This is a genomic window from Leptolyngbya sp. FACHB-541 (assembly GCF_014695875.1).
Lineage (GTDB): Bacteria > Cyanobacteriota > Cyanobacteriia > Elainellales > Elainellaceae > JAAUTN01.
Genome location: NZ_JACJPC010000072.1, coordinates 34,012 through 57,026, shown reverse-complemented (window position 1 = coordinate 57,026; position 23,015 = coordinate 34,012). Strand labels below are relative to the sequence as shown.

General features: G+C 49.9%; 20 protein-coding genes. 12 read left to right on the top strand and 8 right to left on the bottom strand.

What is annotated here, in order from left to right; all coding sequences use genetic code 11:
- Window positions 1-43: 43 nt before the first annotated feature.
- Window positions 44-1,339, bottom strand: coding sequence for a tetratricopeptide repeat protein (locus H6G00_RS16165; protein WP_190797534.1), 1,296 nt, complete (start codon window positions 1,337-1,339; stop codon window positions 44-46).
- 336 nt (window positions 1,340-1,675) lie between these two features.
- Between H6G00_RS16165 and H6G00_RS16160 the strand changes: the two genes are divergently transcribed.
- Both H6G00_RS16160 and mnmG read left to right on the top strand, forming a co-directional pair.
- Window positions 1,676-2,083 (top strand): hypothetical protein, encoded by a 408-nt coding sequence (locus H6G00_RS16160; protein WP_190797533.1) that lies wholly within the window; start codon window positions 1,676-1,678, stop codon window positions 2,081-2,083.
- Window positions 2,084-2,300: 217 nt separating this feature from the next.
- The gene (gene mnmG, locus H6G00_RS16155) at window positions 2,301-4,220 is read left to right on the top strand and encodes a tRNA uridine-5-carboxymethylaminomethyl(34) synthesis enzyme MnmG (protein ID WP_190797532.1); all 1,920 of its coding nucleotides are present in this window, start codon (window positions 2,301-2,303) and stop codon (window positions 4,218-4,220) included.
- A 119-nt stretch (window positions 4,221-4,339) separates the two neighbouring features.
- Here mnmG and H6G00_RS16150 read toward each other — a convergent pair whose 3' ends face one another.
- Window positions 4,340-5,881 carry an SPOR domain-containing protein gene (locus H6G00_RS16150; protein WP_190797531.1) on the bottom strand — a complete coding sequence of 514 codons (1,542 nt, stop codon included), beginning with the start codon at window positions 5,879-5,881 and terminating at the stop codon, window positions 4,340-4,342.
- Between the two features lie 459 nt (window positions 5,882-6,340).
- On the opposite strand from H6G00_RS16150, the gene H6G00_RS16145 reads away from it, so the two are divergent.
- Window positions 6,341-6,898: a DciA family protein gene (locus H6G00_RS16145; protein WP_190643565.1), complete on the top strand. Its 558-nt coding sequence runs from the start codon at window positions 6,341-6,343 to the stop codon at window positions 6,896-6,898.
- Between the two features lie 485 nt (window positions 6,899-7,383).
- On the top strand, window positions 7,384-7,701 hold the full coding sequence (locus H6G00_RS16140) for a hypothetical protein (protein ID WP_190643564.1): 318 nt from the start codon (window positions 7,384-7,386) through the stop codon (window positions 7,699-7,701).
- Between the two features lie 149 nt (window positions 7,702-7,850).
- On the opposite strand, the gene H6G00_RS16135 is transcribed toward H6G00_RS16140, so the two are convergent.
- Window positions 7,851-9,008: an energy transducer TonB gene (locus H6G00_RS16135; protein WP_190643563.1), complete on the bottom strand. Its 1,158-nt coding sequence runs from the start codon at window positions 9,006-9,008 to the stop codon at window positions 7,851-7,853.
- Window positions 9,009-9,217: 209 nt separating this feature from the next.
- On the opposite strand from H6G00_RS16135, the gene petN reads away from it, so the two are divergent.
- From petN to H6G00_RS16120, 3 genes are read left to right on the top strand one after another with little or no spacing between them, the layout of a single operon-like run.
- Window positions 9,218-9,307: a cytochrome b6-f complex subunit PetN gene (petN, locus tag H6G00_RS16130; protein WP_190643610.1), complete on the top strand. Its 90-nt coding sequence runs from the start codon at window positions 9,218-9,220 to the stop codon at window positions 9,305-9,307.
- Window positions 9,308-9,348: 41 nt separating this feature from the next.
- Window positions 9,349-9,522: a hypothetical protein gene (locus tag H6G00_RS16125; RefSeq protein WP_190643562.1), complete on the top strand. Its 174-nt coding sequence runs from the start codon at window positions 9,349-9,351 to the stop codon at window positions 9,520-9,522.
- A complete protein-coding gene (locus H6G00_RS16120; protein WP_190643561.1) occupies window positions 9,519-10,061 on the top strand; it encodes a GAF domain-containing protein in 543 nt (180 codons plus the stop codon). The genes H6G00_RS16125 and H6G00_RS16120 overlap by 4 nt, the downstream gene beginning before the upstream one ends.
- 193 nt (window positions 10,062-10,254) lie before the next feature.
- Here H6G00_RS16120 and H6G00_RS16115 read toward each other — a convergent pair whose 3' ends face one another.
- From H6G00_RS16115 to H6G00_RS16105, 3 genes are all read right to left on the bottom strand, one after another.
- On the bottom strand, window positions 10,255-11,502 hold the full coding sequence (locus H6G00_RS16115; RefSeq protein ID WP_190643560.1) for an inner-membrane translocator: 1,248 nt from the start codon (window positions 11,500-11,502) through the stop codon (window positions 10,255-10,257).
- A 32-nt stretch (window positions 11,503-11,534) separates the two neighbouring features.
- Window positions 11,535-12,341: an ATP-binding cassette domain-containing protein gene (locus H6G00_RS16110; RefSeq protein WP_190797530.1), complete on the bottom strand. Its 807-nt coding sequence runs from the start codon at window positions 12,339-12,341 to the stop codon at window positions 11,535-11,537.
- A gap of 255 nt (window positions 12,342-12,596) precedes the next feature.
- A complete protein-coding gene (locus tag H6G00_RS16105; RefSeq protein WP_190797529.1) occupies window positions 12,597-13,739 on the bottom strand; it encodes a sugar ABC transporter substrate-binding protein in 1,143 nt (380 codons plus the stop codon).
- A gap of 1,087 nt (window positions 13,740-14,826) precedes the next feature.
- Here H6G00_RS16105 and H6G00_RS16100 point away from each other — a divergent pair.
- Window positions 14,827-16,761: a primary-amine oxidase gene (locus tag H6G00_RS16100; RefSeq protein ID WP_190797528.1), complete on the top strand. Its 1,935-nt coding sequence runs from the start codon at window positions 14,827-14,829 to the stop codon at window positions 16,759-16,761.
- A 242-nt stretch (window positions 16,762-17,003) separates the two neighbouring features.
- Here H6G00_RS16100 and H6G00_RS16095 read toward each other — a convergent pair whose 3' ends face one another.
- Both H6G00_RS16095 and cysS read right to left on the bottom strand, forming a co-directional pair.
- Window positions 17,004-17,483, bottom strand: coding sequence for a nuclear transport factor 2 family protein (locus tag H6G00_RS16095; protein WP_190643555.1), 480 nt, complete (start codon window positions 17,481-17,483; stop codon window positions 17,004-17,006).
- 231 nt (window positions 17,484-17,714) lie between these two features.
- On the bottom strand, window positions 17,715-19,220 hold the full coding sequence (gene cysS, locus H6G00_RS16090; RefSeq protein ID WP_190797527.1) for a cysteine--tRNA ligase: 1,506 nt from the start codon (window positions 19,218-19,220) through the stop codon (window positions 17,715-17,717).
- 199 nt (window positions 19,221-19,419) lie between these two features.
- Here cysS and H6G00_RS16085 point away from each other — a divergent pair, with 199 nt between their 5' ends.
- The 4 genes from H6G00_RS16085 to H6G00_RS16070 all read left to right on the top strand — a co-directional run bounded on the left by H6G00_RS16085 (window position 19,420) and on the right by H6G00_RS16070 (window position 22,947).
- Window positions 19,420-20,595, top strand: coding sequence for a GTP-binding protein (locus H6G00_RS16085; RefSeq protein WP_190797526.1), 1,176 nt, complete (start codon window positions 19,420-19,422; stop codon window positions 20,593-20,595).
- Window positions 20,596-20,610: 15 nt separating this feature from the next.
- Window positions 20,611-21,063 (top strand): D-aminoacyl-tRNA deacylase, encoded by a 453-nt coding sequence (gene dtd, locus H6G00_RS16080; RefSeq protein WP_190797525.1) that lies wholly within the window; start codon window positions 20,611-20,613, stop codon window positions 21,061-21,063.
- Between the two features lie 108 nt (window positions 21,064-21,171).
- Window positions 21,172-21,963 (top strand): HAD hydrolase-like protein, encoded by a 792-nt coding sequence (locus H6G00_RS16075; protein ID WP_190797524.1) that lies wholly within the window; start codon window positions 21,172-21,174, stop codon window positions 21,961-21,963.
- 207 nt (window positions 21,964-22,170) lie between these two features.
- Window positions 22,171-22,947 (top strand): MBL fold metallo-hydrolase, encoded by a 777-nt coding sequence (locus tag H6G00_RS16070; protein ID WP_190797523.1) that lies wholly within the window; start codon window positions 22,171-22,173, stop codon window positions 22,945-22,947.
- The last annotated feature ends 68 nt before the right edge of the window (window positions 22,948-23,015 follow it).

The following is a 23,015-nucleotide window of genomic DNA, read 5'->3' as shown; positions in this document are numbered from 1 at the left end:
TACGCCAGAGACCTTGAAACGGATGGGAGCTTGAGTTGCTCAATCAAGTAGTCACAGAGCATCCCATGCTTGATCTGATAACTTGAGTTTGGACTAATTTCGTCGAGTGAACAGCACGGCTTTTCTCTGCTTGATGCAGCGCATGTAAATAAATTTGTTGGAACAAGTGCCTTTGAGCATGACTGCCGCCGACTGACCAAAGGTGAGGCAAAACGGGTTTGAGGAAAGCGATCGCCCCTTCCCAATCTTTGCTAGCGTGAGCTACCATGCCCTGCGCGGCGGGTAGGGTGACATTGAGCCAGGTATTTTGCTGAGTTGGTTCTAGCGTGTGGGCGTGGGCTTCCATACTCAGCAGCATTTCGTGCGTTTGGCTAAACCATCCGGCTCTTGCCAAAGCATAAATGTAGTGCAGATCCTGAAAGGGTAAGGCGTGTTCGTGAACGCGAGGCAGCAGGTGAGTAACCAATTTCTGCCAGCGATCGCCCACACTCATTCCCTTTAACTCTAATCTGGAGAGTAGCGCGATCGCCCCGACCTGATCTTTTGGAGTTGATTTGCGGGCTCGGCCCCAGATGTGAGTGTCATAGAGCGATAGCACTTTTTGCCTATCTGCTTTTGCCAAGTAATACAATCCGACGTGCCACCAGTTGTGGGTATAAAGCATCGAGTTGCACTGTTCCCATGTGTCGGACAGGCTTTCCATCCAGGCAATGCCTTCATCGATTCGCCCCTGCATTTCCATCACATGAGCAACAGCATGGTGCGCCCAAGGGTTGTGGCGATCAAGAGCAGTTGCCTGTCTGCCAATTTCCTCAGCTTCTTTTAAGCGATGGCACTGCTCCAGACCAAAGGCAATCATGCTGTAGAGACAAGGATGCTCAGGGTTTGCGGGTAAGACAGCTTCAGCAATTTGAAGCAAGCCTGCTGTGTCGCCTCGATAAAAGTAGTGATATTGCCCCTGTTGCACAGAGAGTAAGTCTTGAGGAAACTGCTCAGCGATCGCCCAATGTATTGCAATCGCCCGCTCGATTGCTCCTTTCGCCCAGGCTGCGATCGCTTGAATGTAAAGCTGTTCTCGCTGAGTGACTTGGGGTAGAAGGCGTTGGGCAAATTCTAGATAGGGTCTTGCCTGTTTACGGGCAGCGGCACTTTCCAGCGAAAGATAATAGGCTGCGCTGTAAGCATGGGCAATTGCACAAGTTGGATCTGCGGTAATGGCGGTGAGAATAGCGGCTTCTGCTTCACGCCCATAGGTGAGAGACTGCTGCACGAATTGATTGATTGCGGCGATCGCCTTACTAGAATCGGTTGTAACGTCTAGCCCCTGAGCGTCCTTCAATGGTCTAACTCCTGCAAATAGTTCAACAGCAAAAACAAATTTATTAATCTACGGTAAATCGGTCGATTTTTAGTATTTAACTTAAGCTTGAGTATGTCACAGCTTCTTTACCAAGGTCAAGAAAGACCAAAAAGGGAGGTAGGAACCAGGTTCCTACCTCCCTTTTTGGTCCTAACCAGCAGGGCTAAAGCTACAGAGTTTGACTTAAGAAAAATTCATGAAGGATTGAGGAAGACTTTAGACAATTACCTCCAAAATTTCTTGCTTTCTTCATGACGAAACAGATGTAAGCCTTGTTTAAGAAGGCACCATAGAAGCATCCTTTATCCTCACCTTATGAGAATTCAATTATTAATGGTGGGATTGCTAGCGATCGCCTCGACTAGCTGTGCCCCTGGAATTGCTACAAATGCTACGCCATCTGCTTCAACCACAACTTCACCGGCAACTGCGGCTCTGACCTCTGCTACAAACCCAGACAATCTTTCCCTTAAAGAAGAGCTAGAAGGTACTTGGTCAGCGGGCTTTATGACCGTTACATTTAATTGGGATGCTGGCACTTATTCTGGTGTAATGCTAGACGAACCATTCTCCAAAACTCTAGAGTTTGTTAGCGAAACAGGTAATGAAATTGTTTTTAAGGCAGACGGTTCTCTCATGGTGGGGCGATTTGATCCCAATGGAGAAGTGAGGCTGACTGAAAGCGCAGACAGCTCCTCAACGCTGAGACTAAAACGAATTTAGCTTGTGGTGGATTTCAGTCAATTATCAAAACAAGTTTAAAGAAGCGCACTCTTTCATAGGGTGCGCTTTTCTCATAGCTTAAATTTAAGGAAATGAGTACAAGAGGAAAAGGCGAATGGGAAGAGGGACAAAGCTAATTCAGTGAAATTCCAGATAAGATCGATATCGGACTTCATAGCGATTGCAGCAATAGATTCTTGTACGCGAGACAGATAATATGCCCCATCCTCCAGCCGTTGAATTTCAGGACTATTTTGATGTGGTGGTGGTGGGCGCTGGGCACGCTGGCTGTGAAGCCGCTTTAGCCGCAGCTCGCTTAGGCTGTCGCACCCTGTTACTAACGCTGAATTTGGATAAAATTGCCTGGCAGCCTTGCAATCCAGCGGTTGGCGGACCAGCCAAATCACAGTTAACTCATGAAGTAGATGCGCTGGGCGGCGAAATTGGTAAGATAGCCGATCGCACCTATTTACAAAAGCGAGTTCTGAATAACTCACGAGGTCCAGCGGTTTGGGCTTTACGGGCACAGACGGACAAGCGCGAATATGCCGCTGTGATGAAACAGATCGTTGAGAATCAGGAAAACTTGACCATCCGTGAAGGCATGGTAACGGATCTGGTCTTGGGAGCTAACGATGAGGTAATTGGCGTCCAAACTTACTTTGGCGTAGCGTTTCAGTGCAAATCGGTGGTGTTAACCACAGGAACGTTTTTGGGTGGCGTAATTTGGGTTGGTAATAAGTCGATGCCCGCTGGACGTGCCGGAGAATTTGCAGCAGTGGGTTTAACCGAAACGCTGAATCGGTTGGGGTTTGAAACTGGGCGACTGAAAACGGGAACGCCAGCACGGGTAGATCGGCGATCGGTAGATTACACTCACCTGGAACTGCAACCAGGGGATGAAGAGGTGCGCTGGTTTAGCTTTGACCCCGAGGTGTGGGTAGAGCGAGAGCAATTGCCTTGTTATTTAACTCGCACCACTGCGGAGACCCATCGGCTAATCCGTGAGAACCTGCACCTTTCCCCGGTGTATGGCGGTTGGGTAGATGCAAAAGGGCCCCGCTATTGTCCCAGCATTGAGGACAAAATTGTACGATTTGCCGATAAAGAGTCGCACCAAATTTTTATTGAACCTGAAGGGCGAGATATTCCAGAACTTTATATCCAGGGGTTTTCGACTGGGCTGCCAGAGGGGTTGCAGATCCAGATGTTGCGATCGCTCCCAGGTCTAGAAAACTGCGCTATGCTTCGCCCTGCCTACGCTGTGGAATATGACTATTTACCTGCAACTCAGTGTTATCCCACCTTGATGACTAAAAAGGTAGAAGGGTTATTTTGTGCAGGCCAGATCAACGGCACAACGGGCTATGAAGAAGCGGCCGCTCAAGGACTCGTGGCAGGAATTAATGCTGCTCGGTTTAGTCGCGATCGCCCCATGATCATTTTTCCTCGTGAGCAAAGTTACCTGGGTACCCTGATTGATGACCTCTGCACCAAAGATCTGCGGGAGCCTTATCGGATGCTTACCTCTCGTTCTGAATATCGGCTGCTGCTGCGATCGGACAATGCCGATCAGCGGTTAACCCCACTAGGACGAGAAATCGGACTGGTGGACGATCGCCGGTGGGAATTGTTTACTCGTAAACAGGAAAATATCACTGCCGAAAAAGAGCGCCTGCACGAAACTAGAGTCAAAGAGCACGAAGAATTAGGGCGCAAGATTGCTGCCGACACTCAGCAGGCGATTAAAGGATCGATTACGTTAGCAGATTTACTGCGTCGCCCTGGATTTCACTATGCTGCCCTGGAGCATTATGGACTCGCTAATCCAGCCCTGAATCTGGCGGAAAAAGAAGGCGCAGAGATCGATATCAAATACTCTGGCTATATCCAACGTCAGCAAAACCAGATTGACCAGATCAGCCGTCAAGCACACCGACCGCTGCCTCAAGATTTGGACTATGCCAAGATTGAGACGCTTTCTAAAGAATCACGTGAAAAGCTGGCTCAGGTGAAACCGCTAACGGTAGGTCAAGCGACTCGCATTGGCGGTGTGAACCCAGCGGATATTAATGCGTTGCTAGTTTATCTAGAGATTCGTTCTCGCCAAGAACAACCTGCTGCAACAGGGATCTAACGCCAATTCCAAAAATTAGAGCTAGTTAAACGAGGCGGGGTTTTGCCCTGCCTCGTTTTATTGAGACCTCTGTGTAGCTACAAGCTATGCAGGAGGTGCTGTTGTGCTAATTGATCAAGTTAGGGTTGGTGAACTTCGGCAGAAATGCCCTGTTGCTCTAGCTCACTTGCCAGATCTTCTGCCCCAGCCCGATCGCGAAATGCCCCGACCTGAACTTGTGCCCCACCTTCTGGAGTATTGCGGACATAAGCATCACCGACGGCTTGGCGGGCTTGCTCTAAACTGCGATCGCCATTGTAAGGAGTCGTGACGTAATAGTAGTCGTCTTGGTTGGCGGCAGGAGGGTTCGCAGGAGCGGGCGCTGTCGCTACGGGTGGGGTCGCAGGCTGAGCTTGCACCTGAGGAACAGAAGGCGTTGCGGTGTTTGCTTGAGCCGGAGCGCTAGCACGAGCAGCAGGGCTGGGACGAGCGGGGGCTGGAGCGCTAGCACGAGCAACTGGGTTGGGACGAGCGGGGGCCGGAGCACTAGCCCGAGCAGCTGGGTTGGGACGAGCAGGAGCTGGAGCGCTAGCACGAGCAGCCGGGTTCGGACGAGCGGGGGCTGAAGCTTGACTAGGAGCAGAACGCCCATTTGGACGCATGGAGACTGTCGCAGGCACGACAGTCCTCGGCAGGGTGGGAGCCGACTGCGGGTTAGGCAAGGGTGCGGTTTGGGCAGGAGTTGAAGCTGTTGGAGAGGGGACTGCTCCTGGAGTGACGGGCACTGGAGCGGGAGCTTCACCCGTTGGCAAGGTGCTGAGCGTACTTAAATTTAATTCTCTAAATTCTTCGCTTGCCAGGTCGGGAGAGCCTGGTAGTGCGTTACTCGGTAAATCAGTTGAATCTGGGTTAGTGGCAACTTCGCCTGACAACTCTGAGTTGCGATCGCCCCCCGATTCACCCTCACTAAAGATTCCAAGACTGGCTGGGTTCATAATCATATAGCCCAGGGTGATGCTGGAGAGCAGCAGCAGCAGCATGGAGCCAATTCCTAGCGGGGTTAACAAGCTTTGAATAAAGCTCGGCTCTTGCGGGGGAACCTCTTCCTGATCGTCCAGGCTTTTAAGCAACTCTTCAGAAGATTCTAGGTAGTCGTCTGGTCCCAGGTTAATGTCATCTGGGTTAACCAGCTTTTGGGTTGTTTCTGCCTCAGCACCAGGAGAAACTAGCCCTGACGGCTCTGCATTGGGGACAGTTGCAGCCGCAGCCGCGATCGCCAATTGATTAGGAGTGGATGGAGGAGTTGGTGAAGGAGGAGTTGGTGAAGGAGGAGTTGGTGAAGGAGGAGTTGGTGAAGCGACACTCCGTTTGATCTGAGAGGGCGGTGGTGGTGGCACTGGGGAGGGCCTGCCTTTCGCAGTGGAAAGGGCGATCGCTCCAGCAGCGGCAGCCTGTGTCCTTCCCCCTTTCGCCTCCACATAAATCGTGTCCATCGGTTTAGCATCGCGGCTGCGGCTCCGCCGACTTTTAGGTTTTGTCGGTTTGCTCTTACGGGAGCGACGGTAGCGAGACAGTTCCTCCTCTAGCTGCATATCTAAACCACCCAGTGCAGTTTGCAGGACAGCGTGCAGAGGCTTAGAAGGAAGTGAAGTTGAAGATTCTTGTGAGGAACGTTGGCGCATTAAACTACTCCTGCCAGTACGTGAGTGACGACCCAGTAATACGTAAATGACTTATTCAGTGATGATTGGTTCAATGAATAATCGCAAAAGATGCCCCTGAATCTGTCTACACCGAGAAGTATCCCTAAAATAATCATTGTTAGCTTAATCTGAGCCGCTGTCAAAGATGGCGCAGCCTACAGCCCTATCTTGCGCCCAATTCTAATCTGAAATTTGGAGAGTGTTCAGATTTTTGTGTAAGTGCGGGCATGCTGCCCGCACTTACACAAAAATCAAATCAGTCCCGAAATTTGCAGCCGATTCGAGCTTTTCCAGTTAAATTAAAGCCTGATTCTCATGGAAGAAAACCATCCTGAACGGCTTGTGAGACGCATCATACAGGGGCTAAGCTTCTCGCACAGTCCAGTTTAGGGCACCAAAGGTTCAGGACTCTGTAGGCTTTGTATTAGGACTATATATATGTCGCTTAAATCTCTGCATCACGTTTTAGGTGCTTTGCAAAGCCAGGAGGGTTGGCGATCGCGACAGCAGCTTCAACAACTGCTTGCCTGTTGGTTTCAGGTGGTTGGCCCGGCTGTCGCTGCTCAGACTCGTCCAGTTTCAATTCAGCGGCGGGTGCTGCATGTGGCTACCTCTAGCTCGGTTTGGGCAAATAATCTTACCTTTGAGCGACAGCGGATTCTAGAGAAATTGAGTGCTCACCTGCCCTACGCTCTTTCTGACATTCGTTTCTCTACAGCTCACTGGCAACCCTACCGGGGCAACAGTTCAATGGAGGAAGATGCATCCGAAATCTGGCAAAGACACCCTAGCCGAGTTGCTGATCCTTTTGCTGCGTCCAGGGCAAAGGCTCAGTCAGAACGTCAGGATGCAGATTCGGCATTTCGACATTGGGCTGAGGTAATGCAGACGCGATCGCAGCACTTGCCGCTCTGCCCTAGCTGCCGTTGTCCAACGCCCAAGGGAGAGTTAGAGCGATGGTCTATTTGCTCACTTTGCGCTAGTAAGCAATGGTAAGCCCGTAAATTTACACACCTCTTTTTTGAATAGACCCAGAATTAACCTCATAACGCTCGATTCTTTAAAGCAACAACCGTATTTTTTCGAGCATTTAAAGCAGAACATTTAATTACAAATAGACATCTCTAACGGGTGTGCTCTCATAAAGATTAAATTCAGATGAAGTTTGGTCCTAGATTTAGGCAATTTTCCCTTTTTAGGGTAGGTAGGAAATTAAAAATAAGACTCGTCTTTCTGGTTTCCTATTGATCCCCGTGAGGTTTGAGGAAGAACTGATAACCTTATCTACTCTGCTAAAACTGATACAAAAGTTTTTAATATTTCTGAGTTTTTAACTGGAACCTAAAAATAATCTAAATTCTATTTTTTGTTCGGGATCGCTACAAACTTCTCAGGCAAAGGCTTTAGAACTTTTATCTAGCTAAAACCAAACAAATTCAAAGATGAGAATGGGGGTGAAGAATAACCTCACACAAGATCCCATGGGAAAACAGGATTCTGCCATCTCAGCTTGTCGGCACTGCCAAAACTATGTGCCTCAAGGTCGGCGTGGTGGTCAATGTCGGCAGTTGGGTGTACTTGTTCACGGCGCTTGGAAGGCTTGTTCTCTGGCGATCCCACCCTTTTCTCCAGTCTGGAGTTTAGAGGATGTGGCGCTTTGGCAACCGGAGGCTTTTGAGCTCAACGAACTAGAGGCGATGCGAAGCAGTTCCCCTGTTGGGGTAATCGCCCCTGATCCTGTTCTTCCGACTTACGTTGCAAAAGTTGTTGTAACGCAAGACGTTGTGCTTTCTGAATAGAAAAGCAAATTTATACGAATTCTCCCTATACCGTTTCTACATGAAGCTGCATATTTTGGAATGTGCCCCGCGTACGCGGGGCACATTCCAAAATATGCAGCCATAGAGAGTCAGTATTAGAGCTATATATTCGCCCGCATCAGCGATGCCTACTGAACCGATTCAGGCTGGCGAATGCTGTAGTAAAAAGTCAGCGTGCGGGTGAGTGGTTGCTGATTTGCGGCAGGGGGAAGTGGCTCAAAGGGAGCAGATTGCTGGATTGCTTGGATAGCCGCTTCATCGGCGATCGCCAGTCCAGAGGGCTGCGTTACTTCCCACTCAGTCAGTTCACCTGACTGATCGACTGTAAATCTGACTTTTACAGAGCGCGTTGCATCGACATCGACCTGGATACGCTGCCACTGTTGCTCAATCTGCTGATTCATCTCAGCCAGATAGTCTCCCCAAATCGGGTCTTGCTCAGCATCAATGCCAAACTCATTAGAGGCTGTGCGGTTTGAATTTGCGATTTGGGCAAACTCTTGTCCCAGATTCAGAGCCGCTTCAAACGGGGCTGCAGTTTGATCTGCGATTTGATCTGGGGAAGTGGGCAAGTCTGATGCGGGTGAGTTTGACGTAGGCAAGTCGGAAGTTTGTGACGAGTCTGGCTGATTCGGCAAGTCCGATTCAGACGATGCGGTTTGTTCAAGCGGATTGAAACCTGGATCTGGCGCTGTAGAGTTCGGTGAGAACGAATCAGCTTCTAGCTGCGGCAATCTTGCAAAGGCACTGTCATTTGAATTAGCAGGTGCAATATCCGGAGCTTCAGCAGCTTCAGGGTTGGGGGTATCGGATAGCTCTGAAGTGGACTGTGGTGAATCTGGTTTTACTTCGGTTTCGGTTTCAGTGGCTTTCCCCTGACCGCTATTTGCAGGACTAGAAGCTGGAACAATTCTCCCTGGTGAGACGGGGGGTGGAAGCAGCGGCGCGATTGATTTGTTGTCTGTGGTGCTGTTTTCTTTTAAGGATTCTTCGATTCCGGGCTTTCCGGCTGCTATAGGCAGGTTTGGTTTCGCTTCACCGCCTGCGATCGCATCAATATTAGAGCGGCGATCGCTATTCTGCTCTGTCTCGGTTTCTGTTTCTAAATAAACAAACTCAATTGGTTCTATCGCTTCCACTGCCAAGTCTGGCGGCTCTATCGGTTGCCAAGGAAGGATGCCGCCTGCCACCATACCACCATGAAAAGCAGCAGCGACTGCTAAGTAGATTGTCAAACTCCCCCGCTGAGCGGCAAAGCGATCGCGATATTTCTGGGCTAGGCTCATGAGTTAGTGGGGAAGCCGGTAGAGAAAACGTGTGTAGCTAACCGCTATGAAAACATGAGTTCTACTCATTTGGCGATAGGCGATAGGGACGCTGAACTCTAAGGGAAGCGGCGAAAGGGCTAGCGATTTGAATTATGATAGATTCTGGAGAAATTCTGGATCTAATTCCAGATGTATTGAACCTTCACATTTTGGCTTCACATAACGCTATGGATATTTTGACTTTGGGTTGGGTTTCGCTGCTAGTCGTTTTCACGTTCTCCATCACGATGGTGGTTTGGGGCCGTAACGGATTCTAAGGATTAACAAAATCAACTGAGTTGAAAGCCAGTAATCAGCTATGGGCTTTGAAACGTCTCCCTTAGGGATTCTTGCTGTAACTGCTCTGGGGTTAATGGTTGCATTCACAGGTGGCATTGCTTACCTGACAACGATTGAATGGCGCGATCGCCGTCGCCGAGAGCGAGAAATGCGCGAGAACCAGAGTGTTTCCAAGAAGAAAAAGAAAAAATGACCAATTCCTCTACTAACTGGGAATTGCCTGAACCTCTGCAAGCCGTTTTTGCAGAAAATTCTGATTTAGATGCGGTGTTCGCAGCGTTAATGCCTGCTTTGTGTCGGGCGTGGCGCTGCGATCGCTGCTTTCTCTATCTTCGCAACCCCCAAACGGGACAGGGGCGAATCACTCACTGTTGGGGCACCAGTCCTGAATGGGCTGATTTGTCAGGCTCGGATTGGCTAGAAGAAGGCGATATTGCCAGTAAAGATCCGCTGATGGCGATCGCTTTTCGCACGGCTGAGCCTGTCTTTGTTGAAGATATTGAGACGGCTGGCCCTGAAATTGTCAACCTTGACTACGAGCGAGACGTATTTCAGCATCGAGCGCTGATTCACGCACCGCTCTATCATGAGGGACTGATGTACGGCATTTTGGAACCCTGTGTCTTTCAGCAGCCAAGGGTGTGGACAGAGGGCGATCGCCGTATTACTACCGAAATTCAAGACAGACTTGCCCCGCTAGCCGCAGCCTATGTAAGGCAACAAGGGACTTAAGCCCCTTGTTCCATTAATAAGTTTGCTTTAACTCTGTAGTAGCACGTCGAGTTTAAGGTGTTGGGTTCCGCTCTGCTCCACCCAACCTACCAACTCATCATCTGGTGGTTGCGTAGGTTGGGTGCAGCGCAGCGGAACCCAACGTTCAAAGTTTGCTGCGCTACTAAAGCAACTAAACCCACTCTAATCTCAGCTATCGCCCTTTGAGCCCGGTACGACGCACAACTGCATCAGCGGTGACTGCCAGTAACAGCACGGCACCCTGAACAATATTCTTGACGCTTTGATCTTGGTTGAGTAGGTCTAGTCCGTTGTCGAGACTGCCGATTACCAATGCACCTAGAACTACCGCCCAGACGGAACCCCGACCGCCAAATAAGCTGACCCCACCAATTACGGCAGCGGCGATCGCATTCAGCAATAGGGTTGAGCTAATTTGCGTAGCAACGGCTGTACTGCGGGAGGTCATCATGATTCCTGCAAGAGCCGCTAATGTGGAAGCCAGCATGAAGACAGTGATCTTCATGCGAACGACCCCGATTCCAGCGCGACGAGCGGCTTCTGCGTTGCCGCCAACCGCGTAGAGGTGCCGCCCGAACGGAGTTTTGCGTAGAACGATCCAGAAAACCAGCACCAGACCTAACGCAATCATTACGGCTTGGGGTACGCCCTGGTAAGACTCAAATAGGAAGATCAGAATGATTGTGACGGCTGCTGCTCCAACAAGCTGTAGCGCTGTTTGAGAGGAATGCCGAACGGACAAACCAGCTTGCGATCGCTTGCGTCGTTCATACCATACGCCCAGCGCATACAGCCCTAAGCACACCAGCGGAATTCCCCAGCCCAAAACTGGGTTGAGATAAGTTGGAGCGAGTGAACGAATCACCGGATCGCGCACGACTAACGTGGTTTGTCGTCCCATTACCACGAGTAGCAACCCTGAATAGGCGATCGACCCTGCTAACGTGACAATAAACGACGGCACTCGCAGCACGGCAATAAAGAATCCGTTAAGCAGTCCAATCAGTGCGCCTGCCAATAGCCCTGCTAGTATTGCTAGCCAAGGATTCCAGCCCTGATATACCGAGACCGTTGCCATAATTGCGGCGCAAGCTTGCGCGACAGCCGCTAAACTCAGGTCAATTTCACCCAGCAATAGCACTAATACTGCTGCAATACTAAGAATGCCAATGGTGACAATTTGCTGGGTTAGATTAGATAGATTTCGGGCTTGTAGGAATACGCCACTGGTAGTGAGCTGAAAGTAAATTGTAATGAGCGCCAACGTCAGAATGACGGGAATAAAGCCCAAATCACCCTGCATTAGCGATCGCAAATTAAACCGGGCACGCGGAGCGGCTGTAGCTGGCTGATGTACCAGGGCATCTTGACTGCCGGACTGATCCTGATCTTGAGGGGTGTCCCGATCCAAGCTTTTCATAAAATTAATATCCTCTGTAAGTCGTGCTATCCCTAAACTGCTGTCTCAGACGTAGCCCCAGTAATTGCGCCAACTACCTGTTCACGGGTAGCGCTGCGGACATCAAACGTATTTGCCCGCTGTCCTAAACGCATGACGATGATGCGATCGGCGACTTCAAATACGTCATGCAGGTTGTGCGAGATCACTACAACCGCTAGACCCCGCTCTTTTAGCCGCAAAATTAGATTCAAAACTTGTCGAGTCTGAGCCACTCCCAGAGCAGCGGTTGGCTCATCTAGCAGCACCACTTTCGGCTGGCGCAAGATTGTTTTGGCGACAGCAATGCACTGACGTTGACCGCCTGAGAGAGAGGCCACTGCTGACCGCACTGAAGGAATTTTTACATCCAAAATTTTCAGTACGTCGAGCGTTTGGCGTTCCATCTCGGTTTCATCTAGCACCCGCAGCAAGCCAGGAACCAAATCACGGTAAGCTTCCCGTCCCAGCCAGAGATTTGCAACCACATCCAGGTTGTCGCACAGTGCTAGGTCCTGATAAACCGTTTCAATTCCCAATCGGGTCGAGTCTTGGGGACTGCCGATGGTGACGGGTTGACCATCAATTAACGTTTCTCCCTCGTCGGGTACATAGGCACCCGACATGGTTTTGATCAAGGTTGATTTGCCTGCGCCGTTGTCACCCACTAGGGCAACCACTTCGCCATCGTAAACCTCAAAATCTACGTGCTTGAGGGCGTGAACACCGCCGAAGGATTTGCTGATATTTCTGAGCTGGAGGCGGGGAACTTTGCTGTTGACGGAAGCGTTATCCGACGTTGCCGACACTGAACTGGTCATTGTTTGTTAACCCTCCTGAGTAAGTTGAAATGAAAAGGCTTTACCCTTGCTGACTGCAAAACATAAATTCCCTCATCCTCAGATGTAGGTTGGGAGAGGTAGGTTGGGTGGAGCATAGCGGAACCCAACGTTCGTCTAACTTGATGCTGTTGGGTTCCGCATTCGCTGCACCCAACCACAGTGGCCGTTCCATAGAAGGTTTGGAAAGTTGCACGCCCTGTTTATGAGGCGGGGATTGAGGATGAGGGTGAAGTCTTACGGGCAAACGCCGCCTGCACCAGAGGGCAATCCGCTGCAAATTTCTTCTTTGCTCAAGAAGCCATCAGCGATCACGGTTTGTTCAACATTGGTGCGATCGACGATAACGGGCGTTGCCAGAACGGAGGGAATCTGTGCGCCGCCAATCACTTCAGTGGTGCCGTTGACGATCGAGTCTGTGTCTTCACCTTTGCTGAGGGCTGCGACCAGACGGGCAGTAGCGCGGGCTTCCTCAATGATTGGCTTGTAGATAGTCATTGCCTGGTCGCCCGTGAGAATGTTTTGGATTCCGGTGAGGGTTGCGTCTTGCCCAGTGACGAGAACTTTCCCATTCAAATCTTGTGTCCGCAATGCTGCAATTACCGTATTTGCCATACCGTCATTGGCAACGTAAGCGATTTGAACATTATTCTCTTCCTTGGTTAGCACGCCCTCCATCAGAGATTGCGCTCTGGCGTTGTCCCAGTTGGGGGTGTATTGGTCAAACACGAGGTTGAGGTCGCCGCTATCGACCAGCGGTTGCAGTTTTTCGACGGCTCCTTCACGGAATAGCAGCGCATTGTTGTCGGTTTGGGAACCGTTGATCATAACCAGGTTGGCTCCCTCTTGCAGACCAAAGTTACCAGCATTGAGCTGGTCTACGATGTATTGTCCCTGCAATTCTCCGACGCGCTTGTTATCAAAGGAAACGTAGTATGCGAGGTCGGGATCTTGAATCAGGCGATCGTAGGCGATTACGGGTACGCCGCTTTGTTTTGCCTGTTGTACAATGACTGCTGCCTGTTCACTATCGTTGGGGTCAACAACGAGGATGCAAGCGCCTTTGGTTAGGGCTGCGTCTGCCTGGTTTTGCTGAGTTGCGGCGTTGTTGTTGGCGTTAGCGTACTGAATGGTGACTCCGGGCAGAGCCGCTTTGATTTCTTGCTCTAACAAGGGGCGATCGTAGGCTTCATATCGAGCGGAGGAGTCTGATTCGGGTAGGAGAATGCCCACGTTCATGCAGTCTTTAGCAGCGGCGAATTCGCTCTCGGCTGCGGTTTCGGAGGTGTCGTCAGCGGGGGTGCCATTACTACAAGCGGCTAGTAAAACTACGCCAACGACAGGCAACCAGCGGCGGAAAAAGGGGTTTAACTTAGGCATGATTTAATTCCTTATTTTGGTGTAGCTTGGTCGGGCATTTTTACCCGTTTCTTGAGCACTTCTTGTGGAGAGGTTTGGATCAAGGACTTGGGGAGTTGGTGCTATTCCAAAAGGCTGAATGGGTGCTGAATAAATTGGGAAATGCGATCGCCTCTTACAAAAACAATCGCTCAGGTTAAACCTAATCATTCACAGCGAAAACTAGCAGCACAAACTGCTTGCCGTGATGAATTCAGCAGCAAGTTAGCTTAAGCAGCTAAACCAATGCCTATAGCAAATTGCTACGGCATTATTTGCGATCGCCAACATCAGCCCAATAGAAACTACTCGGCTTGAATGAAGGCAAATTAGCAGGTATCAAGTCATCTCGAAAATTGAAGACGGCAAATAATGCAATCGGTCAACTTAAGCTCAGAAGGGCTATGAGGGGCAGCAATGAGGCGTTATTGAGGCGTTAAAAAGTGACAATGTTAACGGACAAACATCAAGTGACGATGTTAATGATACTTCGCAGAGTCTCCCATTCTAGCAAAACTTTTACAAACCCACGGGGGGCGGGGATCAGGCAGCTATTGCGATCGCCTCTTAAAGCTCACTTGAGAATCTACAGATTTTTTACAGTTAAAAGAGACGTTGATCTTCTAACCCAACAAGAAATCTGCAATGACAGAATCGAGGGAACCTGACAGCATAAAAACTAAAAAATCTGTATTTCCCCAGTACGAAAAGCTACTGGGATTAGACTCCACACGGCTAATTTTTATTGAATAAACTAAGATTTTGAACTCGTTTTTTATTCTCCCCCTTATTCCTAAAAATGCGCTATGAATATACTTTTACTTTTGCAGATTTGAATTACTCTTGTGATCTAAGTGAAATAAAATGTAACGCGAATTGACGTATTTGGTATTCAAGGCATCAGCAATTTGCAAGCTTTAGGTAATATCTTTACCTGCTTTTGTCTGCACCATCTCTACGGAACAACGCTGCGTAGACAGTTCTGATAAAGTTTGTAGAATCGCTACAGCAAGAATGGCACTGAAACCTGCCACAGAACGATATCTATTCGGCGACAAGATGACTCACTATGACTACCACCCATGATCTGGCTAATGTTTCCACTTCATCTACTACACCTGTTCACCCACTGGAGCCTTTGACTCCCGAAGAAATTGCCAGAGCGGTTGCAATTGTCAGGGCAGAACGCAAGTTGAGTGATCAGTTTCGCTTTCCGGCAGTGGTGCTAAAGGAGCCACCCAAGCCAGTGATTCTCAGCTATCAACCGGGTAGCTCGGTTGAGCGAGAAGCATTTTTGATTTTGCTAGACAACGCGACAGGGGCGACCTATGAGGCGATCGCCTCCCTCACTAGCAACACGGTTACCTCCTGGCAGCACATTCCAGGTGTGCAGCCCAACATCATGCCTGATGAACTGTCGGAGTGTGAGGCAGCGGTGAAAGCCAACCCGGAGTTTCAGGCGGCGATTGCCAAGCGCAACATTCCTCTAGAGTCGGTTGTCGTTGACCCGTGGGCGATCGGTCACTTTGGTTTACCGGGAGAAGACGGCATTCGGCTATCGCGCTGTCTCTGCTACGTGCGAACCACGCCCAGCAGCAACTTTTACTCTCGCCCCATTGATGGACTTGTTCCCGTCGTTGACTTGAACAAAATGCAGGTCTTACAGATTGAAGACATGGGCGTTGTGCCTGTGCCGCCAGAGCCAGGGGAATATGCCGCCGAGTTTGTATCCCCAATGCGGACGGATATCAAGCCGTTAGAAATCACTCAGCCGCAAGGCCCAAGCTTTGAGGTAGATGGGCATCATGTGCGCTGGCAAAAGTGGCAATTTCGCATCGGTTTTACGCCGCGTGAGGGATTGGTGCTACATACCATTGGCTATGAAGACCAGGGCAAGCTGCGCCCGATTCTTTATCGTGCATCACTGGCTGAAATGGTGGTGCCTTATGGTGATCCGCGATCGCAGCACTTTCGCAAAAATGCTTTTGACGTGGGTGAACATGGCGTAGGCGTATTGACTAATTCGCTTCGCTATGGCTGCGATTGTTTGGGCGAAATTCGCTACTTTGATGCGGCAATGACCGATAGCCGAGGCGAAGTGGCTATCATCGAGAACGCTATTTGTATGCATGAGGAGGACTTTGGCGTTCTGTGGAAGCATACAGATTGGCGATTGGATAGCGTTGAGGTGAGGCGATCGCGCCGTCTTGTCGTTTCCTTCTTCTGCACCGTAGATAACTACGAGTACGGTTTCTTCTGGTATTTCTACCAGGACGGCACGATTCAGTATGAGGTGAAGCTGACAGGCATTCTCCTATGTGGTGCGTTGGGAGATGTTCCTAAATATGGCACGCTTGTTGCGCCAGAGGTAAATGCTCTAAACCATCAACATTTCTTTAGTCTGCGGCTAGATTTTGACATTGACGGCGGCAACAACTCCGTTTACGAGGTGAATACCGAAGCCGAGCCCATGGGAGCAGACAATCCCTATGGCAATGCCTTCTTCGCCACCTCAACCCTATTTAAAACGGAACTGGAAGCACAGCGAATTATTGATCCGCTAGCAGGTCGCTACTGGAAGGTCGTCAATCCTTCTGTGCAAAACTGTTTAGGGCAACCTGTCAGTTACAAAATCATTCCCGGCGACAATATCTTGCCGTTCGCTCATCCCGAATCCCCAATTCTAAAACGAGCTGGATTCATGACGAAACATTTGTGGGTTACGCCTTACGCCGAAGATGAGCGCTTTTCGGCAGGTGAATACCCAAATCAGCATCCTGGTGGTGAAGGTTTACCAAAGTGGACCCAGGCAAACCGTTCAATTGAAAATACAGATGTAGTGGTGTGGTACACCTTTGGACATCACCATATTCCCCGTCCCGAAGACTATCCGGTGATGCCGACTGCTTACAGCGGTTTTGTCCTCAAGCCAGTCGGATTTTTTGATGCAAATCCTGCATTGGATGTGCCGCCATCTGAATCAAAGCACAATTCTTGTCATTAAGATTGCGGATTCTCTCGTCTCTCGTTACGAGGCAGAGCCTGAGGACGAGGCTAAACTTACAAATCTGGATTCAAAGATGCAAGCCCTGTAAGGGCGGTCTTTCGGGTGCCACCATCTAAACATTGCTAATGTGAAGGCAAACAATGCTTCTGCATCACCCCACATTGTTGATGTGACGAACAACAATGCTTCTGTGTCGCCTTGCATTGCTTCTACGGGCAATGACTAACGACTCGCTAAAACTACCCCTGCCCTTTTGCTGCCATTTGCCGAACAGCGCTGTGCAGATGGGGGTTGCCTTCGTTCCAGAAAACGATCTGCTTGATTTTGCTGATTTTCCAGCCTTTAGGCGTTCTCGTTAGCGTGTGGATGTAATAGCCGTGCGTGTTAAAGCGGTTCACACCCGTGTAATGGGGGTGAAATCGGTTAATGACGACACAGGACACACAGGTCGCTTCGTCTGTCTCAATCGTCAGGTTGAGGTTAGTCAACTGATGCTGAGTTTTGAGACTGCTAAGGGCAGTGCGTCTTGACGCGACAAAATCGTCGGCTTTGACTCTGATCGCAGGCTCGTTTCGTAAGTCGGAGTAGTCAGCTTCGATTTCATCCAAGAAACAAGAACGAAACTGATTCCAATCTTGTAAATCTAGACTGCTGGCAAACCGATTGACCACATTGCTGATTTCGGCGTGATCGAACATCAGTTCTAGTTTGGTGTCCATTCTTTTTCCCTGAGACAGGCGGTTTAGCAGGACTCACTAGCAGTGTAATCTACTGGCAGCAGATCGTCCTTTCCTTCTCTACGAGTACAGAGTGAGCCTGTCCGGTAAATGTGAAGGGCGGTTGCCCCTCAGAAAGCAAAGTTTGCTAACGATGCGATCGCCCCATTTCACTTTGGCAAAAATTCAGAATTCAATGCTTGCTCAGGAGTGTAAGGACAGTTCAGAGGAAATTTAGCTGCGGTGCCAGGTAGTGATACCGCCTGGTTGGTCAACCAGGATGATGCCTTTAGCTTTGAGTTCATCACGGATGCGATCGCTCTCTGCAAAGTTTTTTGCCTTCCGAGCTTCCTGCCGCTGTTGGATCAGGTCCTCAATTTCAGCGTCAGTTGGGGAATCGGCTTGTTGCGGCTCTGTACTGGGTTTTGCTTCCAGTCCTAGAACTTGGGCAAGGCAGACTAGCGTTTGCCACTGCTCGCGGATGATTTGAGCATCGGTGCTGGCTTTGCCCTGGTGAACCAGCAAGTTTCCTTCTTTTTGTAGGGCTTTGGCTAGCTCGAAGAGGATGGCGATCGCCCCTGGCGTATTAAAATCGTCGTCCATTGATTCCTGAAAGCGCTGGACGGCTTCGCTTTCAGAAGGAATTCGCATGTACTCTGGGTTGCCAAAGGAAGAATCGTCTGTGTCTGTCCAGCCCAATTGTTTGCCGTACTGGTAGCCAAATAGCAGTCCGTCCTGGAGCGTTTCCCAGCTATTTTTGGCAGAGGCGATCGCTTCCTCGGTAAAGTCAATCGGTTTGCGGTACTGTGCCTGCAACACAAACAGCCTTAGCGCCATTGGGTCTGGTGCATCCGGTGCATCTAAAAGCTGGCGGATTGTGGTGAAGTTGCCCAGCGATTTGGACATCTTTTCGCCGCCCACATTGACCATGCCGTTGTGCAACCAGTACTGCGCTAGCGGTTTTCCTGTAACTGCTTCTGATTGGGCGATTTCATTCTCATGATGCGGAAACACCAGGTCAGCGCCACCGACATGAATGTCGATTGTGTCTGCTAATGTTCCGTCTGGGGTTCTAAACGCTTCGCGCACCATTGCCGAGCATTCAATGTGCCAACCCGGCCGACCTTCTCCCCAGGGGGATTCCCAGGCAGGTTCTCCAGGTTTGGCTGCTTTCCACAACGCAAAGTCAAACGGGTCTTGTTTCTTTTGTGCTTCGGGATCAGCTTCAACTCGACCACTTGCCCCAGCTTTCATATCTTCGAGCCTGCGTCCCGATAGCCTGCCGTATTCGGGAAAGTTTCGCACGGTATAGTAAACGTCGCCCTCTGCAGGATAGGCATAGCCTTTTTGCTCTAGTTCGTGAATCAGACGTTTGATGCCGTCCAGGGTATGCGTAGCGCGGGGATATGCGTCGGCTTCAAGAATGTTGAGCCGAGCCATGTCTTCAAAGTAAGACTGGGTGTAGCGCTCTGCCACGTCCTGCATGGTGGAGCCTTCAGCCCTTGCCCGATTCAGAATTTTGTCGTCGATGTCGGTAAAGTTTTGCACATAGCGCACGTCGTAGCCACGCCACTGCAAATAGCGCCGCACTGTGTCCCACACGATATACGAACGGGCATGACCCAGGTGGCAGTAGTCATAAACGGTCACGCCGCAGCAGTACATCCGGACCTTGCCGGGTTCTAGGGGTTCAAAAGATTCTTTGTGGCGAGTGAGGGTGTTATAGAGCGTTAAGGGCATGACAGGGTAGAGGAATGGGACAGGATATAGGTATTGGAGAAGTTACTTCAATTTCAGGCTAGCAACCCAGAATAGATCGGTGATAATGATCAGTCATAATGGAGAGTGCAGATCAAACAAAGATTCATAGATTAGTCTTTGGCGATCGCTCGGCTTTTCACCATTCTCCTAACTTTTTGACGTTTTCTACCACTGTGCCATGACATCTGTAGTCACTCCTAACCAATCTGAAGCAATGGATGACCTTAAGCGAGGGTTGCCCGTCACCATCATCACAGGCTTTCTGGGCAGCGGTAAAACCACTCTCCTCAACCATATTCTGACTAACCAGGAAGGACTGAAAACCGCAGTCTTGGTGAATGAATTTGGTGAAATCGGCATCGATAATGAGCTGCTGATCACCACAGGCGACGACAACATGGTGGAGCTGAGCAATGGCTGCATCTGCTGCACCATCAACAACGATTTGATGGAAGCGGTTTACAAAGTTTTGGAGCGTCAGGATCAGATCGACTATCTGGTCGTTGAAACAACTGGATTGGCAGACCCGCTGCCTGTTGCGCTGACGTTTTTGGGAACGGAACTGCGCGATTTAACCCGACTCGACTCCATCGTTACGGTAGTCGATGCGGAAAATTACAGCCTTGACTTGTTTAACAGTCAGGCGGCGCACAACCAAATCGCTTATGGCGACATCATTCTGCTAAACAAAACTGACCTGGTTGACGAAGCCGACCTGGATTTGCTGGAAATTAAAATTCGTGAGGTCAAGGAAGGTGCTCGAATTTTACGGACAACTCAGGCGCAGGTGCCACTGCCTCTAATTCTGAGTGTTGGGCTATTTGAATCTGACAAATATTTCAACTCGAATGGTTCAAAGTCTGAGCACGACCACGACCATGACCACGATCACGGACATGAAGCTCACGATCATGACCATGCGCACGATCATCACGACCATTCAGAGTGTGATCATGATCATGGGCACTGCGCTCATGACCACGATCATGACCATCACCATCACTCAGACCATTTGGCGGTAGATGGGTTCACCTCAATTTCTTTCCTGAGCGATAAGCCGTTTGCGATCAGGAAGTTTCAGAATTTCCTGGATAACCAGCTTCCCGCTAGCGTGTTTCGGGCGAAGGGCATTCTCTGGTTTGATGAAAGCCGGGATGAGCAGGGCAAGCCGAAGCGCCATATTTTCCACCTCAGCGGTAAGCGGTTTTCGTTGGATGATGATGAGTGGAAGACTGCGCCGAAAAATCAGCTTGTGCTGATTGGGCAAGATTTGGATCATGAGAAGTTGCGATCGCAACTCGAAGCTTGTGTTTGTATGCCTTCTACCAATCGCGGTCGCGGTTTTGGCAGGTAGACAATCAGTAAAACTTTGCGAGTCGTCCTTCAGCGAGTTACCCATTCCCAAGTCGTGGTCGATGGTGAGGTCATCGGTCTGATTGGGCGTGGGTTGAACCTGCTGGTTGGCATTGCCGATTCTGATACTAAGGCAGAACTGGAGTGGATGGCGCGAAAGTGTCTGGAACTGCGGATTTTTCCAGATGCAAGCGGCAAGTTCGATCGCTCAGTTTTGGACATACAGGGTGAACTGCTGGTCGTAAGCCAGTTCACTTTATATGGAGATTGCCGCAAAGGTCGCCGCCCTTCCTTTGATAAGGCTGCTGCCCCGGCGAGCGCTGATTTTTTGTATAACCAATTCGTAGAAAAACTGCAGCAGAGCGGCTTAAAAGTCGAAACTGGAAAGTTTGGTGCAATGATGCAGGTTTCGATTGAGAATGACGGACCTGTGACGCTGCTGCTGGAAACTCCGTCAGCGCAAGTATGAGACATATTAGAAATACTAATATGGTTTTGCTGAAAAATTGTTGACGGCTTATGACTATTCGACTAGTGTGAAGAAGTATTTCACGATGATTGCTATAGGTAACATTAAATGACAGGTGTTGTAGCTTCGGGTTTGTCTCAGTTTCAGCGTTGCCGAGATCAATTCGCCCCAGCGTTAGCACCTGGTTCAACGGTTTTCTGCGATTTTGATGGGCCGATTGTAGACGTATCTGAGCGGTATTACAGCACCTATCGGCTTGGGTTAGCAGAGGTACAGGCAATTTACCAAGCTGAAGGAATAACGCTGCCAATTCGAGTTTTGAGTAAGGTGCAATTCTGGCAGATGAAGCAAGATCGGGTGCCAGACCTGGAAATTGCAATGCGATCGGGTTTGCAGCAGGCGCAGATCGATTTGTTTTTGCAGCGAGTCAGCCAAATCGTAAATCAGCCGACGCTGCTACATAAGGATCAGCTTCAGTTGGGTGTGCGTTGGGCGTTGGCAATGCTTCATGCCAAAGGGATTCGATTAGTGTTGGTGACGCTGCGCTGTCAAACGCAGGCAATCCAAATTTTGCAGAACTATGGGCTGACTCACCTGTTTAGCGCAATCTGGGGTACTCAAGATGAGACAGCAGCTTACTGCAACTACGCAGATGAAAAAACGCGGCTTTTGGTATCGGCTTTGGAGTCTTCCCAGCAAGAGAGAGCGGCTTCAGAGCTGTCGCGGTGTGCCTGGATGATTGGCGATACTGAGGCAGACATTCTAGCTGGACAGGCAACAGGGGTTCCGACGATCGCCCTCACCTGCGGTATTCGTAGCCGCACTTACCTGGAAAAATTTACCCCAACCTGCATTTACAGCGACTTGCTTTCCGCGACTCGCTATCTAATTGGAGAATAAGCAGGTTCTGTCGCTCCACTTTGATAAACAAGTTTGATAGATAAGAATGCTCGTCAACGTGCCCTCACGCCTAGAGGGGCGAATCTTCTCAACGGCTGGAAAAAGCGATCGCCCTGATTGCTATCTGATAGCGGTAAGCTTAATATTGCTGATTTCAGCTTGATCACCCAGTAAAACCTAGGGTGGCACAGTGTAAGTGAGGAGATTATGAAGCGGCGACAGTTTGTTCGATATACAGGAGCAGTGCTGACAGCAGCAGCAACCACCGGGGCGATCGCTCGGTTTCAGCCTGTTCAGGCTCAGTCTAATGAGGCGCTTTCGGTTCAGTGGTTAGGACATACCTGTTTCCGGTTCACGGGCGGCGGACGACGCATTCTGGTTAATCCATTTCGTCCCATTGGCTGCACAGCAGGATACCGTGCTCCTCAGGTAGACACTGACCTGGTGATGATCAGCAGTCGTTTGCTAGACGAAGGAGTGGTCGAAGGCATTCCTGGAAACCCACGTTTGCTAGCTGAACCAGGCGTTTATCAATTCAACGGACTTGAAGTCTCAGGCGTCAGCACTGAACACGACCGCTTGGGTGGACGGCAATTTGGCACCAACGTGGTGTGGAAGTGGAATCAATCTGGAATTAACGTCGTTCACATGGGCGGCATTGCTTCTCCAATCACCGTTGAACAGCAGATTTTAATCGGTCGTCCTGACGTAGCGCTGATTCCGGTGGGTGGTGGCCCAAAAGCTTACACTCCCGAAGAAGCCGTGCAGGCAGTGCGAACGCTCAACCCCAAAGTTGTCATTCCGACGCACTATCGCACCCAAGCAGCCGACGCGAATGCTTGCGACATCGTAGCGCTAGACCAATTTCTGGCTTTGATGGAAGGCTTCACCATTCAACGGGTGAATAGTGACACAACTTCCATTCGTCGCTCTGATTTGCCCGAAAGCGGTACAAGAGTAACAGTCTTGAGCTACAGCTTCTAGTTCACTGACTAATAGTCGTACATCCCGTCAACCCCTAATTTGCACTTAATCTGCACTACCTCAGCACA